Annotated in this window: 14 protein-coding genes and 1 tRNA gene; 12 read left to right on the forward strand and 3 right to left on the reverse strand. The window is 38.2% G+C overall.

What is annotated here, in order from left to right; all coding sequences use genetic code 11:
• Positions 1-76 (reverse strand) — tRNA-Gly (locus ACPDHL_RS09070).
• A gap of 559 nt (positions 77-635) precedes the next feature.
• Here ACPDHL_RS09070 and ACPDHL_RS09075 point away from each other — a divergent pair.
• The 5 genes from ACPDHL_RS09075 (at position 636) to ACPDHL_RS09095 (ending at position 7,786) form a co-directional block, all read left to right on the forward strand.
• Positions 636-1,112 carry a GbsR/MarR family transcriptional regulator gene (locus tag ACPDHL_RS09075; protein WP_430532450.1) on the forward strand — a complete coding sequence of 159 codons (477 nt, stop codon included), beginning with the start codon at positions 636-638 and terminating at the stop codon, positions 1,110-1,112.
• A 5-nt stretch (positions 1,113-1,117) separates the two neighbouring features.
• The gene (locus ACPDHL_RS09080) at positions 1,118-2,272 is read left to right on the forward strand and encodes an efflux RND transporter periplasmic adaptor subunit (protein WP_430532451.1); all 1,155 of its coding nucleotides are present in this window, start codon (positions 1,118-1,120) and stop codon (positions 2,270-2,272) included.
• Positions 2,273-2,275: 3 nt separating this feature from the next.
• Positions 2,276-5,419 (forward strand): efflux RND transporter permease subunit, encoded by a 3,144-nt coding sequence (locus tag ACPDHL_RS09085; protein ID WP_430532452.1) that lies wholly within the window; start codon positions 2,276-2,278, stop codon positions 5,417-5,419.
• Between the two features lies 1 nt (position 5,420).
• Positions 5,421-6,827, forward strand: a complete 1,407-nt coding sequence (locus ACPDHL_RS09090) for an efflux transporter outer membrane subunit (RefSeq protein WP_430532453.1) — start codon at positions 5,421-5,423, stop codon at positions 6,825-6,827.
• A gap of 347 nt (positions 6,828-7,174) precedes the next feature.
• On the forward strand, positions 7,175-7,786 hold the full coding sequence (locus ACPDHL_RS09095; protein ID WP_430532454.1) for a polysaccharide deacetylase family protein: 612 nt from the start codon (positions 7,175-7,177) through the stop codon (positions 7,784-7,786).
• Here ACPDHL_RS09095 and ACPDHL_RS09100 read toward each other — a convergent pair.
• Both ACPDHL_RS09100 and ACPDHL_RS09105 read right to left on the reverse strand, forming a co-directional pair.
• Positions 7,781-8,074, reverse strand: coding sequence for a thioredoxin family protein (locus ACPDHL_RS09100; RefSeq protein ID WP_430532455.1), 294 nt, complete (start codon positions 8,072-8,074; stop codon positions 7,781-7,783). The two genes, ACPDHL_RS09095 and ACPDHL_RS09100, sit on opposite strands and share 6 nt — an antisense overlap.
• 76 nt (positions 8,075-8,150) lie before the next feature.
• A complete protein-coding gene (locus ACPDHL_RS09105; RefSeq protein WP_430532456.1) occupies positions 8,151-9,386 on the reverse strand; it encodes a metallophosphoesterase in 1,236 nt (411 codons plus the stop codon).
• Between the two features lie 182 nt (positions 9,387-9,568).
• Between ACPDHL_RS09105 and polA the strand changes: the two genes are divergently transcribed.
• From polA to tsf, 7 genes are all read left to right on the forward strand, one after another.
• A complete protein-coding gene (gene polA / locus ACPDHL_RS09110; protein WP_430532457.1) occupies positions 9,569-12,388 on the forward strand; it encodes a DNA polymerase I in 2,820 nt (939 codons plus the stop codon).
• A 382-nt stretch (positions 12,389-12,770) separates the two neighbouring features.
• Entirely contained in the window at positions 12,771-13,334 is a 564-nt protein-coding gene (locus ACPDHL_RS09115) for a 1-acyl-sn-glycerol-3-phosphate acyltransferase (protein ID WP_430532458.1), read from the forward strand.
• A gap of 15 nt (positions 13,335-13,349) precedes the next feature.
• Positions 13,350-13,904: a hypothetical protein gene (locus tag ACPDHL_RS09120; protein WP_430532459.1), complete on the forward strand. Its 555-nt coding sequence runs from the start codon at positions 13,350-13,352 to the stop codon at positions 13,902-13,904.
• A 219-nt stretch (positions 13,905-14,123) separates the two neighbouring features.
• Entirely contained in the window at positions 14,124-14,579 is a 456-nt protein-coding gene (gene rplM / locus ACPDHL_RS09125; RefSeq protein ID WP_430532460.1) for a 50S ribosomal protein L13, read from the forward strand.
• Positions 14,579-14,965 carry a 30S ribosomal protein S9 gene (gene rpsI / locus ACPDHL_RS09130; protein ID WP_182627844.1) on the forward strand — a complete coding sequence of 129 codons (387 nt, stop codon included), beginning with the start codon at positions 14,579-14,581 and terminating at the stop codon, positions 14,963-14,965. The genes rplM and rpsI overlap by 1 nt, the downstream gene beginning before the upstream one ends.
• A gap of 140 nt (positions 14,966-15,105) precedes the next feature.
• Positions 15,106-15,849, forward strand: coding sequence for a 30S ribosomal protein S2 (gene rpsB / locus ACPDHL_RS09135; protein WP_430526465.1), 744 nt, complete (start codon positions 15,106-15,108; stop codon positions 15,847-15,849).
• A gap of 106 nt (positions 15,850-15,955) precedes the next feature.
• Complete coding sequence (gene tsf, locus ACPDHL_RS09140) at positions 15,956-16,921, forward strand: translation elongation factor Ts (protein ID WP_430532461.1); 966 nt, start codon at positions 15,956-15,958, stop codon at positions 16,919-16,921.
• Positions 16,922-16,991: the final 70 nt, after the last annotated feature.

Genomic DNA, 16,991 nt, shown 5'->3' on the forward strand with positions numbered 1-16,991 from the left:
TGGAGCGGAAGACGAGGCTCGAACTCGCGACAACCAGCTTGGAAGGCTGGAGCTCTACCAACTGAGCTACTTCCGCATTTGTGGATGCAAATATAAGGCATTTTTCAAATTTTATGCAAGAAATAAAAAGATATTTTTTCACCAATCTTTTTATTTATTTTTCTTCTTGCAGAATATCAATAAGATATCCTAACCCAATTGCTTAAAAAAAATCTTTTTTTGTATCTATTTCATCCAAATCCCCATCCTTTCACCTAGTCAAAAAAGGTTTTTTTGCTTATACAAATGCACTTCACGTCTTAAACACCACTAATTTTATGACGAACGGTGTTTAAATCACATTTTCAACATATAACCTACTTCTTTTTTACTTCCATTAGCTTGCTAAATACGCAAAACTATCTGACCTAATACTCGAATATAGGCAAAGAAACAAAATATTTTTTGCGATTTTATAGCCAAAACAACCGAAATAAAAGACATACAATCCACCTCTAACCCCTTTTAACATTGAATTTCTACATTATATAGACGTCGTCTAAATAATTTAAGAGAACTTTAAGTATGATTGGTTCGGTAATTACAAAACTAACCCTATCTTTGTGCTACTTAATTATTTTAGATTCATTCTCAAAATGCAATACGACCAACGATTAGTCGATTTATTCCAAGATTTCTGTGCACATCATGAAGTGGTATATCATTTCTCGCCCTTAACGGCGCAGATATACACCTACATTATGTTCAACAATAATCGAGATGGAGTAACTTTCGATGAACTTGTAGAACGGTTAAATGCGAGTAAGAGTTCCGTATCAACTAGCTTGAACTTACTTATTAGCAACAACCAAATTGAGCACTTCAATAAAATTGATGAGCGGAAGCGCTTTTTTCGCCTAAACGCTAATTTTATCACCACGCGACTAGAGCTAATTAAAAACATGCTTGACCGCGAGTCGGCATTAACACTAAAGCTCAAAGGATATGTCGAAGAAGGATTAGTCAACACGAACAACTGCCAAGCGAAAATGAAACTCTATATTGATCATTTAGAAAGCAGTAAAATTCAGTTAACAAAAACCATAGAAAAATTAAAAAGTACAAACCAGTAATTTATATGAAACGTTATTTGCATACTATCGTTCTTGGTTCTCTTTCATCACTTGCCGTAATTTCATGCGGAAAGAAAGAGCAAGCACAAGGAGGGCAAGGTCCAATGCCATACCAAGTTATTCAAGTTCCAACACAAGACGTTGTTGGTCATACTTCTTACCCAACTTCCCTACAAGGTAAAGTTACTAGTAGCGTTCGCGCGAAAATAACGGGATACATTCAGGAGGTTTACGTGGATGAGGGGTCACTTGTAAAAAAAGGACAACCTTTATTTCGTTTAGAAACCAACGTTTTAACACAAAATGCAGATGCTAGTAAAGCAGCGATTAAAACAGCTGAAGCACAAGTAAATGTAGCGCAAGTAAATGTTGATAAATTAGTTCCGCTTGTTCAAAAAGGAATTATCAGTACGATTCAATTGGAAACAGCGAAAGCGAATTTAGCTAGTGCACAAAGTCAATTAGCTTCGGCTAAAGCAAACTACAACAGTGTAGCTGCCAATATTGATTTCTCTATTGTTAGAAGTCCAATTGACGGTATTGTAGGGGCTATTGCTTTCCGTGAAGGAGCGTTAATTTCGCCTAGTGACCCAACTCCATTGACAACCGTTTCTGACGACAGCGAGATCTTTGCTTATTTCTCAATGAACGAAAAAGAGTACTTTAACTTCGTTGAAAAAATTGAAGGAAACACATTAAAGGAAAAATTAACCCATTTACCAGAAGTTGAATTACAGTTAGCCAATGGATCTACTTACCAATACAAAGGTAAAATCGAAACCATTAGTGGACAAATCAACACCGCTACAGGTACCGTACAAGTACGTGCTGCATTCCCGAATAAAGAGCGTATTTTGAGTACAGGTAACAGTGGAACGCTATTAATTCCTCAAACGTACAACGATGTGATGGTTGTACCAGAATCATCTACTTTCGAACAACAAGGTCAAGTCTATGTGTACAAAGTAGAAAACGATACGGTAAAAGCTACTCAAATTGAAGTAATTGAGCGTGTAAACAAACTAGCCGTTGTAAAATCAGGTCTTTCAAAAGGCCAAACAATTGTAGGTACAGGATTGGGTACGTTGCGTAATGGATCAGCGATTACACCAACGCCAACGACAATTGAGAAGATCAACGACTACAAATCAACATTCTAAACTATGTTAAAGACATTTATTGAAAGACCTGTTCTATCGACAGTTATTTCTATTCTAATAGTAATCTTGGGGGTGCTGGGTTTAACCGCACTTCCGGTAACGCAATATCCTGATATTGCGCCTGCAACAGTGCAGATCAACGCCAGTTATCCTGGTGCGAATGCGGAGACTGTTATGCAAAGTGTGATCATCCCGATTGAAGAGCAAGTAAACGGGGTGGAAAACATGGATTACATTACTTCTACTGCCAGTAATGATGGTAGTGCGAGTATCCAAGTAATCTTTAAACAAGGGGTTGACCCGGATATTGCAGCAGTAAACGTACAGAACCGTGTGGCACGTGCTACTCCGCTTTTACCAGCAGAGGTAACGCGTTCTGGGGTTACAACACAAAAGCAACAAACCAGTGCGTTGATGTTCTTGTCGTTCTACTCTGACAATCCAAACTACGATGCGATTTACATCCAAAACTACATGAATATTAACGTTATTCCTGAGTTAAAACGTGTAAGTGGTGTGGGGGATGCTCAGGCATTCGGTTCGCGTAACTACTCGATGCGTATTTGGATTGAACCTTCAAAAATGAAAGCCTATGGCTTAGTACCTTCGGATGTTGTTCGCGTATTAAACGAGCAAAGTTTGGAGGCCGCAGCTGGTCAATTAGGTGAAAACAACGCAGAAGCCTTCCAATATGTAATTAAGTACAGTGGTAAGTATAAAACACAAGAACAGTATGAGAATATTGTAATCAAGTCGTTGGCTAACGGACAAGTACTTTTATTAAAAGATGTAGCGAAAATCGAACTAGGTGCGATGTCTTATGTAGGAAACTCGGAACTAGATGGACACCCAGCAGTTGCCATGGCGATCTACCAAACGCCAGGCTCAAACGCACAAGAGATCAATAAACACTTACACAGTGAATTAGAATCTTTGTCTAAAAACTTCCCTGAAGGATTACACTACAAAGTATTGATGGATACTAACGAATTCTTGGATGCATCAATTAGCAAAGTAGTAACCACGTTAATTGAGGCATTTATCTTGGTATTCTTCGTGGTATATATCTTCTTACAAGATTTTAGATCGACGTTAATCCCATTGATTGCGGTTCCTGTTTCGATTATTGGTACGTTCTTCTTCTTGAATGCTTTTGGCTTCTCGTTGAACTTACTAACCCTATTTGCCCTCGTACTCGCCATTGGTATTGTGGTGGATGATGCCATTGTCGTCGTGGAAGCCGTCCACGCCAAGATGGAGGCCACAGGTGAAGATGCACTAGAAGCGAGTAAGAGTACGATGGACGAAATTTCAGGTGCGATTATCTCCATTACCCTAGTAATGGCGGCAGTATTTATTCCTGTAACGTTTATTAGTGGTCCTACCGGAGTATTCTATAAACAGTTCGGTATTACGCTTATTATTGCGATTTTAATTTCGGCTGTAAACGCCCTTACCTTGAGTCCCGCTTTATGTGCGGTATTCTTGAAACACCACGATGTAGTAGATAACGGTAAGCGAAAAAATCTACTTCAACGTTTCTTTAGAGCATTCAACATTGCATTTAATAGCATTACAGAAAAATACGGTAATTCATTTAAGTTCTTACTAAAACACAAATGGATGACCTTCTTAATCTTGCTTGCGTGTTTAGGTATTACTTACTATTCAGCGAAAACAATGCCAACAGGATTCGTACCAAACGAAGACCGTGGGTTTATCATGGGGAACATTGAGCTACCAGCAGGTGCTTCTCAAGACCGTGTGGTAGCAATTCAGAGAGAATTCTCTAAAATTGTACAACAAATTCCAGGAGTTGACGGGGTAACCGTCGTATCGGGATTCTCTTTCATTAACGGTCAGGGGTCTAACTACGGGATGGCGATGATTAAGTTGAAAGATTTCAAAGAAAGAAAAGCACCAGAATTAGCGACTGACGTAGTAATTGGAAAATTATTTGGTTTAGCTGCAACACAATTCCAAGATGCAAGAATGATCTTCTTCCAACCCCCTAGTATTCCAGGTTTTGGTATGTCATCTGGTTTTGAGTTAAAACTATTAGATAAAACTGGAGGTTCATTGACTGATTTTGATCAAAAATCAAAAGAGTACTTAGGTGCTTTGATGCAACGTCCTGAAATCATGTATGCTCAATCTTCATTTAATACGAACTATGCACAATATGAGTTAGATTTAAATGTGGCTAGAGCTAAAGAATCAGGCGTATTAGTAAGTGATATCTTCTCTGCTTTACAAGGGTATATTGGAGGAATTTACGCTGCTGACTTTACTCGTTTTGGTAAACAATTCCGTGTAATGGTTCAATCCTTACCAGAATATCGTTCAGATGTAAATAGCTTAAATGAAATTTACGTACGCACAGGTTCAGGTGAAATGGCTCCAATTACCCAGTTTGTTAACTTGACTAAAGTATACGGACCACAATCGATTAACCGTTACAACTTATTTACCTCTTCGAATATTACAGGTGCTCCAAAACCAGGATTTAGTTCGGGAGATGCGATTAAAGCAGTACAAGAGGTGGCACAACAAAACTTGTCATCTGGTTATGGAATTGACTTTACGGGATTATCGCGTGAGGAGATTAGTGCAGGAAACCAAACGGTGCTTATTTTCTTCTTGTGTGTAGTATTCGTTTACTTCTTACTATCTGCGCAATACGAAAGTTATATGTTGCCATTTGCGGTAATTTTATCTTTACCAACGGGTATTATGGGGGCTTTCCTTGCACAAAAAATTGCGGGATTAGAGAACAACATTTACTTCCAGATTGCCCTGGTCATGCTTGTTGGACTACTCGCGAAGAACGCCATTTTGATTGTGGAGTTCGCTGTTCAACGTAGAAGACATGGTGAATCGATTGTAGCATCAGCAATCAACGGTGCGAAAGCGCGTTTACGACCAATTCTAATGACCTCATTTGCGTTTATCTTAGGATTAATGCCATTGGTATTCGCAGGTGGAGTTGGATATATCGGAAACCGTTCAATCGGTACAGGTGCTGCATTTGGATTATTGATTGGTACAATTATCGGGGTATTTGTAATCCCTGTATTGTATGCGATATTCCAATATCTTCAAGAGAAAATTAAACCAATTAAATTTGAAGAAATTAAGTCTGAATAACATGAAAAAACAATATATATACAGAGCGATTCCTGTTGCTATATTAGGGCTTACCTTGCAATCTTGTATAGTTGCGAAGAAATATGATAGACCTGATGTAATTCAAGAAGAACAATATAGAGGTAGTACTACTGCAGACTCTCTTTCCATGGCAACGATGTCATGGAAGGAGTTATTCTCTGATCAAACCTTGATTCAATATATTGAAACGGGCTTAGAGAATAACTTGGATATGCTTATTGCCATTGAAAATATCAATGCTGCACAAGCCTACATGCAACAAGGAAAATGGGGCTATGCTCCTACGTTAAGTGTTGGAGCAAACTACACCCATAGCGTTCAATCTAAAAATGGTCCTCAAGGGATTATGTATGGAGACAAACGCGTGAAAACAGACTTGTACGATGTTACAGGACAGTTTTCTTGGGAGCTAGATGTTTGGGGTAAATTGAGAAGTAACAAAAGAGCTTTCGTAGCGAGTTACTTGCAAACTGTATCCGCACAACAAGCCATAAAAACACAGCTAATTTCTACTATTGCCACAACGTATTTCCAACTCGTTGCACTAGATAAACAAAAGGAAATTACAGAACTTACGATTGCAAACAGAAAAAACAGTTTAGAGACGATTAACGCGTTAAAAGAATCTGGACAAGTAGATGAAATCGCTGTAAAGCAAACGCAAGCGCAATTGTATAATGCACAAGCCTTGTTAGTTGATTTAAACAACAACATCAAAATAACGGAAAATACCTTTAGTATTTTACTGGGACAAAATCCAGGTGAAATCAAAAGAGAGTCATTGAGCAACCAAAGAGTGCATGCTGATTTAACTGTAGGTGTTCCTATGCAACTCTTAGCTAACCGTCCAGATGTTAGAGCCGCTGAATACGGCTTAGTAAATGCCTTTGAAATGACGAATGTAGCGCGAGCGAACTTCTACCCTTCTTTGCGTTTAACAGCCAATGGTGGTCTTCAAAGTCTTGATTTTGACGAGTTGTTCAATACGAGTTCTGTATTTGCCAACTTCATCGGTGGTTTGACACAACCGTTGTTAAATGGTAGACAAATCAGAACCCAACACCAAGTAGCACAGACGAAAAAAGAACAAGCCTATTTAGGGTATAAAAAAGCAATCTTAACCGCTTCTAAAGAAGTATCTGATGCACTGTATACCTATCAAAGTGCTTCGGAAAAATTAGAGCTAAAGAAAAAAGAATACGAAGCGTATCAATTAGCGACGGAATATTCAGAAGAGCTTTTAGTTCAAGGGATGGCCACTTATCTAGATGTATTAACAGCTAGAGAAAGTGCGCTTGCTGCTGAGTTAAGCTACATCAACACCGAATTGACACAATTGACGACTTTAGTACAATTGTATCGTTCCTTAGGTGGTGGATTAGAATAAAACACACCAACACATCCATAGTTAAAAATAGCAGTAGGCAATTGCCTGCTGCTATTTTTTTTTGGTGTAATACGCAATGCTTGATGGGTAATAAGTGATTGTTTTCTTCGACACTCCTTGGAGAATGCTTGGAGAATACTTGGAAAACACGTCCTTTTGTCGAAGAAGTCTTGGAGCGAACTCGAAGCAATGACGAACGAAGGCTCATGCATTCACCTTGAAATCCCTTATTTAGCAAGAACTTTTACTTTTTTGTTGCAATCTCCGTTTACAAAACAAAATTTTCTTTGAGACTTAGAAGGTAGACGCTACACCCAACCCTCATCAAATTTTCTTATCTTTGAATCATGCGCATTCTCCCCTTTCTCTTTCCACGGTATACTTGGCACAAGTCCAAGGCTGAAAAGGTAATTTACCTCACCTTTGACGATGGACCTATTCCAGGAGTCACGGAATGGGTATTAGACATCTTAGCTCAACATCAAATTAAAGCCACTTTTTTTTGTATTGGGGATAATATCCGAAAACATCCTACTGTATTTCAGCGAATTTTAAAAGAGAATCATCAAGTAGGCAATCATACCTTTCATCACCTCAAAGGATGGCACACCCCCTTAGAGGAGTATATTGCGAATATGCAACAATGTCAACAGGAAATTGAGAAGCACCTCAAACAACCCGTGCGACTATTTCGTCCACCGTATGGGAAAATTAAAAAAAGTCAAGGGAAATTTCTACTAGATGCAGGGTATGAAGTAATTATGTGGACGCTCATCACCAAAGATTATGATGCCAAACTCAGTCCACAAGCGTGTTTAAACCGCACCCTCAAGCGAGTTAAACCGGGTAGTATTATTGTATTTCACGATAGTTTAAAAGCAGAAAAAAACATGAAGTACACCCTTCCCCTTTTAATTAAACACCTAAAGGAAAAGGGATACTCCTTTGCTCTTTTATAAAGTAGTCGTTACACTAAGTAAAGCTTCCGCCTCCATTAGTCCACTTTGTCTCCAAATCATGGCCCCTTTTTTGTACAACAACATTGTAGGTACCTTTTTGATACGCAAGGCTTCTATTAATTCACTATTCTTAGCTACATCAATCTTAACAATACGCAACTTATCTCCCATAGTAGCTGCAACTTCATAGATTACAGCATCCATGGTTGTACAGGCATCGTTCCATTGAGCATAGAAAAAAACTAATACAGGTACATCTGCTGTTACTAAATCTCCGAATTTTGACATAAACCTCTCAATTAATGATTTTACTTCTTCTTTAACAACTTATTATTACAAAAATATTACATTTTAGTAGAATAAACTATTTTTTCTTTCTCAATTCAAGAACTGTTATTTCAGGCCAAATCCCAGTACGACCTTGATAGGCATGATAACCAAACCCGCGATTTACATAGATCATCTTGCCCATTTTTTCATAGAGTCCAGCCCATTGTTTATACACATATTGAATTGGACTCCATTTTATAAATCCCGGTATTTCAATACCGAATTGACTCCCATGCGTATGCCCTGCTAAAGTGAGTTGAAATTGTTTCGGATGCGCTAAAACTTTCGCCTCCCAATGCGATGGATCATGTGACATCAATACTTTAAAGTCATCAGAGCTCACGCCTTGGGTTGCACGATCTAAATCGCCATATTTCATAAAATGTGCGCGTTCCCCCCAGTTTTCTACGCCGACGATAACTAAGCTATCGCCTCCTTTTTTTAGTCGTACATGCTCATTGCGCAACAAGGTAAAACCAATCGCAGGACTCAAATCGCAGATCGCCTTAAAATTGCGAATGCGTTCTTCCTCTGTTTCCCATTGAATGTACTCTCCATAATCGTGATTGCCTAAAATGGAATAATTCCCATACGGATGTTGGTCAAGCTTTTTGAAAACATCCATCCACGGAATCATTTCACCGGCTAAACTATTGACCAAATCTCCAGTAAATAACAACAAATCCGATTGCTGTTGATTCACTAAGTCAATGGCATATTCTAATTTTTCACGATTGTCAAAACTGCCAGAGTGGATATCGGAGAGTTGGGTAATGGTGAATCCATCAAAGGCATCGGGCAAGTCCTCAAAAGTCAAGATGTGTTTGTGGACCTGAAATTTATATCGACCTAGGGTAATGCCGTGTAAAACTGAAATAAAGGGAATTGCAGCAACGCCAAAAGCAAGTTGCGTGATAAACTTTCTTCGCTCTGGTAAAAAAGCGCGTTTCTCTGTTGTTTTAGTCCTTTTGCAATATTGAATAATGCCGCGGAAAAGGCGAACAATATCTTCAAGAAGTAATAAGAGGGTAAGAATCACCTTGGGTAAGTAAAACAAGATGATCAAAGCTGCGGCCAACATCGATTGGTGATTTTGTCCAGAAGAACGATCAAAACGCGAAAACCCATAAGCGATATAGGCTATAATTAAGGCTGAGCAGACCAGATAAAGCAAGCGAAAAAACCGACGGTCAGTTACCTGTTTTACAGCTTGAAAGGCATAAAATTCGACAAGGAGTAAAACAGGTAATAAGAATCCTAAATTCAACATAGTAAAAGCGATAAGTAACAAAGTTAGTTTTTTGTATCACGTATCAAACTATCTTTAACAAAGATTAATACGCAGAGAAGAAAAATCAATATTGTCTTCCTTTTTCACAGAGGTTCCACAGCGAGCAAAACAAAATCACTATCTTTGAAATTAATTCAGTATTAAATAAAAACCATCATTCAATGGCTCAACAACAACGTCTTTTTTTACTAGATGCCTATGCCTTAATCTTTAGAGGATATTACGCACTTATTAAAAACCCAAGAGTAAACTCAAAAGGATTAGATACTTCTGCTATATTGGGATTCATGAATTCACTTTTAGATGTTATTAAAAGAGAAAATCCCGATCATTTAGCAGTTGCCTTTGACAATGGTGGTAGTAAAGATCGCTTGGCGATATTTCCCGAATACAAAGCCAATCGAGATGTAACACCTGAGGCGATTAAAGTAGCGGTTCCCTATATCAAGGAAATTCTAAAAGCCATGCATATTCCCATTATTGAAGTTCCTGGTTTTGAGGCAGATGATTTAATTGGGACCCTATCAAAACAAGCTGAAAAAGAAAATTTCAAAGTTTTTATGGTTACGCCTGATAAGGATTATGCTCAATTGGTTTCGGAAAACATTGTGATGTATCGTCCAGCGCGAATGGGTAATGGCATTGAAATTTGGGATGTTGAAAAGGTAAAAGAAAAATTTGAAGTTGATCACCCAGAGCAAGTCATTGACTTCTTGGGGATGATGGGAGATGCGGTTGACAATATCCCAGGGCTTCCAGGGGTTGGTGAAAAAACAGCAAAAAAATTCATCAAAGAATATGGTTCAATGGAAAATCTTTTGGCGCATACCCATGAGCTAAAGGGAAAAATGAAAGAAAACATTGAGGCCAATAAAGAGAAAGGACTCCTTTCTAAGCAATTAGCAACAATTATACTCGATTGTCCGGTTGAGTTTAACGCAGATAACTACATTTTAGAACAACCCGATGTTGAAAAGACGGATGCTCTTTTTATTGAGTTAGAATTCAGAAGAATGAAGGAGCAATTCGACAAGATTTTTGCTTCTAAGAATCAAGCTACGACTTCCAATTCAGCAATTGGGGTAGCTTCAGAAGCTGTCCCAGCTTCTGAAGATCAATTGGATCTATTTGGTTCTGCAGCAGGCTCAACATCTCCATCGCCTTTTCAAACGTTAGAAACGGTAAAACACATGTATCAATTGGCACAAACACCTATGGCTATTCGCTTGTTAGCACAGCAATTGCTGCAACAACAAAGCGTGTGTTTTGATACAGAAACAACAGGATTAGATCCTTTGACTGCCGAATTAGTAGGGCTGTCTTTTTCTTTTGAAAAAGGTACGGCTTTTTACGTTCCTCTTTCAGCAAACAAGGCAGAAGTACTCGAAACACTCGCACACTTCAAACCTTTCTTTGAATCGGAAACCATTGAAAAAATCGGTCAGAATTTAAAATACGACATCAAAGTTTTAAAACAATACGACATTCACGTCAAGCATCCGATGTTTGACACCATGATTGCGCATTACTTGATCAATCCCGATATGCGTCACAACATGGATGTATTGGCGGAAACCTATTTAAAATACACTCCCCAACCCATTGAGGAGCTGCTTGGAAAAAAGGGGAAGAACCAAAAAACCATGCGTGAGATTGAGGTGGAGCTTGTGAAGGAATACGCGGGGGAAGATGCGGATATTACTTTCCAATTGAAACAGGAATTCCTTCCTCAACTAGAAGCAACAGCTACGCTTGAATTATTTAACAACATAGAAATTCCATTAGTTTCCGTCTTAGCTGATATGGAAAGTGAGGGTATTCGCCTAGATGTCGATTTTCTTCAATCGCTTTCTACCACCTTAGATACTGACATCAAACAATTGGAGCAATCCATTTACGAAACAGCAGAAGAGACATTCAATTTAGCTTCGCCCAAACAATTAGGCGATATTCTTTTTGAAAAATTAAAAATTGGCGGTCCAAAACCCAAAAAGACCAAAACAGGTCAATATGCAACAGGAGAAGAGATTCTAAGTGAATTAGCACCTAAACATCAGATTGTTGCCGATATTTTGAATTGGCGCCAACTGATTAAGCTACAAAATACGTACGTGGATGCCTTACCAAAGCAAATCAATCCAACAACGAACCGCATTCACACCGAATATATGCAAGCGGTTGCAGCAACAGGGCGTTTGAGCTCTAACAACCCGAACTTACAAAACATTCCCATTCGCACCGAACGTGGTCGTTTGGTCCGTAAAGCCTTTGTAGCGCGTAATGAAGATTATTTACTACTCGCTGCCGATTACTCTCAAATTGAATTGCGCATTATCGCTGCATTGAGTCAAGAACCCAACATGATTGAGTCCTTTAAAAATGGAGAAGATATTCACCGTTCTACAGCGGCACGCGTATTCAATGTCCCTTTAGAAGAAGTAACCAAAGAGCAAAGAAGTCATGCTAAAACGGTAAACTTTGGGATTATCTATGGAGTTTCTGCTTTTGGATTGAGCAATCAAACCAATTTGACGCGTTCAGAGAGCAAAGAATTAATCGATACGTATTACGAAACATACCCTAAGCTAAAAGACTATATCGCCACGCAAATTGAATTTGCTAGAGAATACGGTTATGTACAAACTATTTTGGGCAGAAGAAGATATTTAAAAGACATCCATTCTCAGAATGCTGTGGTGCGTGGTGCCGCAGAGCGAAATGCAGTAAATGCACCTATTCAAGGAAGTGCAGCAGACATCATTAAAATTGCGATGATCCGCATTCACCAACGATTAGTCCAAGAACAATGGAGGTCAAAAATGTTATTGCAAGTACACGATGAGTTGGTCTTTGATGCCCACAAAGACGAGTTAGAAGCATTAAAAACGATGGTCAAAGACGAAATGGAACGCGCATTTACTTTGGAAGTTCCGCTAGTAGTAGACCTAGGAACAGGAGAAAATTGGCTTCAAGCACATTAATGGAGAATGGAGATGGGAAATGGGTGATTAGTGAGTGTTATGAACTAGCTTATTTTTACGATATAAAAGCGGTTGTCTTTATCAGGGCAACCGCTTTTTTGTTCTTTGCTCTTTGCTCTTTACTCTTTGTTCTTTGCTATTTGTTTTTTGTGGTTAGATTTATTGGATTGGTTTTTGAACAGGGCGGATTGCCATTCACCACTTACCATTCACCACCACTTACCACCACTTACCATTCACCACTTACCATTCACCACTTACCACTCACCACTTACCATTCACCACTTACCATTCACCACTTACCACTCACCACTTACCACTCACCACTTACCATTCACCACTCACAAAAAACCCGTACTTTTGCATCCAATACATTGACTATATGAAAAAAGCGATAGGAAAATTGATGCTAGGCATCACCGGATGGAAGCTAGTCGTACACGACGAATCGTTCAAGCAAGAAAAGAAGAGTATACTGATCTGTGTGCCTCATACCACCAATTGGGATTTTTATTACAGTTTGGCGTGTTTTTGGGTTTTAGGTATGCCGTTCAAAATATTCATCAAAGACTACTATACTAAATCGTGGTTTGGCTTTTTCTTTAAAGCGATTGGTTGTATTGGTGTAGACCGAAACAAGCGTCAAAATTTAGTGGAGTATGCGGTACAAATCATTGAAAATGCAGATGAAATTGCCTTGATTAATACGCCAGAGGGAACCCGTTCATTTTCACCCAAATGGAAACAAGGGTTTTATCACATTGCCAAACAAACAGATATTCCCATTGCCTTGTGCTATGCCGATTACAAAAAGAAGCAATGTGGCATCATGAAATTGGTCAAAGTCGGCGATAAATCTTTTGAGGAATTACTCGATGAAATTGCGCCCTACTACAGCCCAGAAATGGCAAAATACCCAGAAAATTACAATCCAAAATTGTATTAATTTTTTAATTGCGCCATGAAAAGAATCAATATCCTACTCTTCTGTTCCTTATTCTTTCTCCAATGTGGAAGCATAAAGCCTGAACATGACCAGACGATTCTTGCGTTACAACTTTGTGAGCTTTATGGTTCCGATCAAAGCATAAGGTCCAAGACATTCGCACAAAAAAACAGCAAGCTCTTACCTCTGCTTGATTCGATTAACTTCTCAAAAGTAGTTTCCTTTGTTCAAACCTATGGAATGCCGAATGAAACCTTACTTGGAACTGCTAATTATCACGTTGAATGTGTAAAACTAGCAGCTTTCTCTATACTCTTACACAATCCGGATAAACTTGTACTAGATGAAACTTATTATGCCTTGTTTTTAAATGAAGTACAAGCAGGGCGAATGAAGCCTGAGTTTTTTGCCCTACTTCTTGACAAATACTATTGGTCAAGAGGAGAAAACCTCGTTTATGGTAGTCAATTTGGACTCCCCTGTTTGAGTGAGAAAGCAACTGTAAACCAACGAAGAAAGGCAATAGGACTAGAAGAATTAGCGGACTCGAAGTTCAAAGTATGCGAATAAGTGGATTATCTTTTAAAAATATCTTTTGCAGGAAAGGCTTTTCTGCGACAATTGAGTTAAAAAAAGGACAAGCCTCTTGAATCAAACAAATTACAACTCAGCGATTTAATAGCAAATAAAAGCAAAAAACAGCTTGATGAATTTGTATAATAAAAGAAATTATGTAATTTTGCACTCCCTTAATTGGGAATGGAATGTTTAATTAAATACAAAATTATTGTGGAAAGTTTAAGCTACAAGACTGTATCAGCTAACAAAGCAACTGTTCAAAAAGAATGGTTAGTTGTAGACGCTGAAGGCCAAAATTTGGGACGTCTTGCTTCTAAAGTGGCAACACTTTTAAGAGGTAAACACAAGACAAATTACACGCCGCACGTAGACTGTGGAGACAACGTAATCGTAATCAACGCAGAAAAAATCAACCTTACAGGGAACAAATTAGATGACAAGACTTACATCCGTCACACAGGTTACCCAGGAGGACAACGATCTTTAACTGCTAAAGTAATGCAACAAAAAAATCCTGCATTATTAGTAGAGAAAGCAATCAAAGGGATGTTGCCTAAAAACAAATTAGGAGCACAATTATTCCGTAATTTAAATGTTAATGTAGGGACTGAGCACAAACATGAGGCTCAACAACCTAAAGCCGTTAATTTAAACGAAATTAAGTAATGGGAGTTATTCACAAAATCGGTAGAAGAAAAACCGCTGTTGCTCGTGTTTATGTTTCAGAAGGAACAGGAAAGATCACAGTAAACAAAAAAGATTTTACAACTTATTTCCCTACTGGTACATTACAGTACAAAGTATTACAGCCTCTTACACTTACTGAGAACGCTGAGAACTTTGACGTAAAAGTAAATGTATACGGAGGAGGAACTACAGGACAAGCTGAGGCAGTGCGTATGGCAATTGCTAGAGCGATGTGCGAAATTGATGTAGAGAACAGAGCAATTCTTAAGCCAGAAGGTTTATTAACGCGTGACCCACGTATGGTTGAGCGTAAGAAATTTGGTCAGAAGAAAGCTCGTAAGAGATTCCAATTCTCTAAACGTTAATATTTATTTATTATTAAAAAATCTAGGTTTTTGTTGCGCACTTGCATTTTTTGTAAGAAGTAGTTTAGCATCTAAATGGTTGAGACCGAGTAATCGCTACTGAATCATTGCTAAAGTAACAGAACGTAAACTATTAGAAAATGGCAAACAAAGTAGAAGTAAAAGAATTACTAGAAGCAGGTGTTCATTTTGGACACATGACTAGAAAGTGGGATCCAAACATGGCTCCTTATATCTATATGGAGCGTAATGGTATTCACATTATCAATCTATATAAAACTGCAGCTAAAATTGAAGAAGCGAATGAAGCTTTGAAAAAAATCGCTGCATCAGGAAGAAAAGTCCTTTTCGTTGCTACAAAAAAGCAAGCGAAAGACATCGTAGCTGAAAAAGCAGCTGCGGCTAACATGCCTTACATCACTGAAAGATGGCCAGGTGGTATGTTAACAAACTTCGTTACTATTCGTAAAGCTGTGAAAAAAATGGCTTCAATCGATAGAATGAAAAAAGACGGTACATTTATGACGCTTTCTAAGAAAGAGCGTTTACAAGTTGAGCGTCTTCGTGCAAAATTAGAGAAAAACTTAGGTTCTATTGCTGACATGACTCGTCTACCAGCAGCTCTATTCGTTGTAGATATTAAAGCTGAACACATCGCGATTAAAGAAGCACAAAAATTAAACATTCCGATCTTCGCTATGGTGGATACGAACTCTGACCCACGTCAAGTTGACTACGTAATTCCAGCAAACGATGATGCTTCTAAATCAATCGATAAAATTTTATCTTTAGTGACTGCTGCTATTATCGAAGGTAATGCAGAAAGAAAATCTGAAAAAGAAGAAGCTCCAGCTGTAAAAGCTGACGCTGAAGCTAAAGCATAATTTTTTAACAATATCATAAAGTCGTTATGCTGATAGATGTTTACCTTTGTATTCAACTGTCCATAACGACTTTTTTAATTTATTAACTCTTTAAAAGATTACTAAAATGGCAAATATTACTGCTGCAGACGTAAACAAGCTGAGACAACAAACAGGTGCCGGAATGATGGACTGTAAAAAAGCTTTAGTTGAGGCTGAGGGAGATTTCGATAAAGCAATCGAAGTTTTACGTAAAAAAGGACAAAAAGTTGCTGCTAACCGTTCTGATCGTGAATCATCAGAAGGTGCTGCTGTAGCTCTTGTTAACGCTGACAAAACTAGAGGTGTTGTTATTACATTAAACTGTGAGACTGACTTCGTAGGTAAAAACGAAGGTTTCCAAGCCTTGGCAAAAGAATTGGCTGAAAAAGCAATCAACTACAATACAAAAGAAGAATTCTTAGCTTCTCCATACAATGACACCATGACTATTGCTGACAAATGTATCGAGCAAACAGGAGTTATCGGTGAGAAAATCGAAATCGGTTCTTTCGAAGTATTAGAAGGTGCTTACATCGGTTCTTACGTTCACGGAAACAAAATCGCTGCAATTACTGCTTTATCAGCAGCTGTTGCTAAAGCGGAAGAAATTGCAAAAGACGTTTCTATGCAAGTAGCTTCAATGGGAGCTGAGACATTATCTTACAAAGATTTTGACGCAGATTTCATCGCGAAAGAAACAGAAGCTCGTATCGCAGTGATCGTAAAAGAAAACGAAGAGTTAGTACGTTTAGGTAAAACACTTAAAAATGTACCTCAATATATTTCTTACGCTCAACTTACTGAAGAAGTATTGAAACAAGCGGAAGAAGATGCTAAAGCTGAATTAAAAGCTGAAGGTAAACCTGAAAACATCTGGGATAGAATTTTACCTGGAAAAGTGGCTCGTTTCATCAGTGACAATACAACTTTAGACCAAGAGAAAGCATTATTAGACCAAAACTTCATCAAAGATGAAGCTAAAAAGGTATCTGATTATGTAAAAGCTTTTGGTGTTGAAATCACAGGATTCAAAAGAGCTACATTAGGATAATATATTTCCTTAAAAAATTAAAATATCAAACCTCAAGCATTTTGTTTGAGGTTTTTTTATTTATTTTCGT

Origin of the sequence: Myroides sp. C15-4, from assembly GCF_050522745.1 — a bacterium.
Taxonomy (GTDB): domain Bacteria; phylum Bacteroidota; class Bacteroidia; order Flavobacteriales; family Flavobacteriaceae; genus Flavobacterium.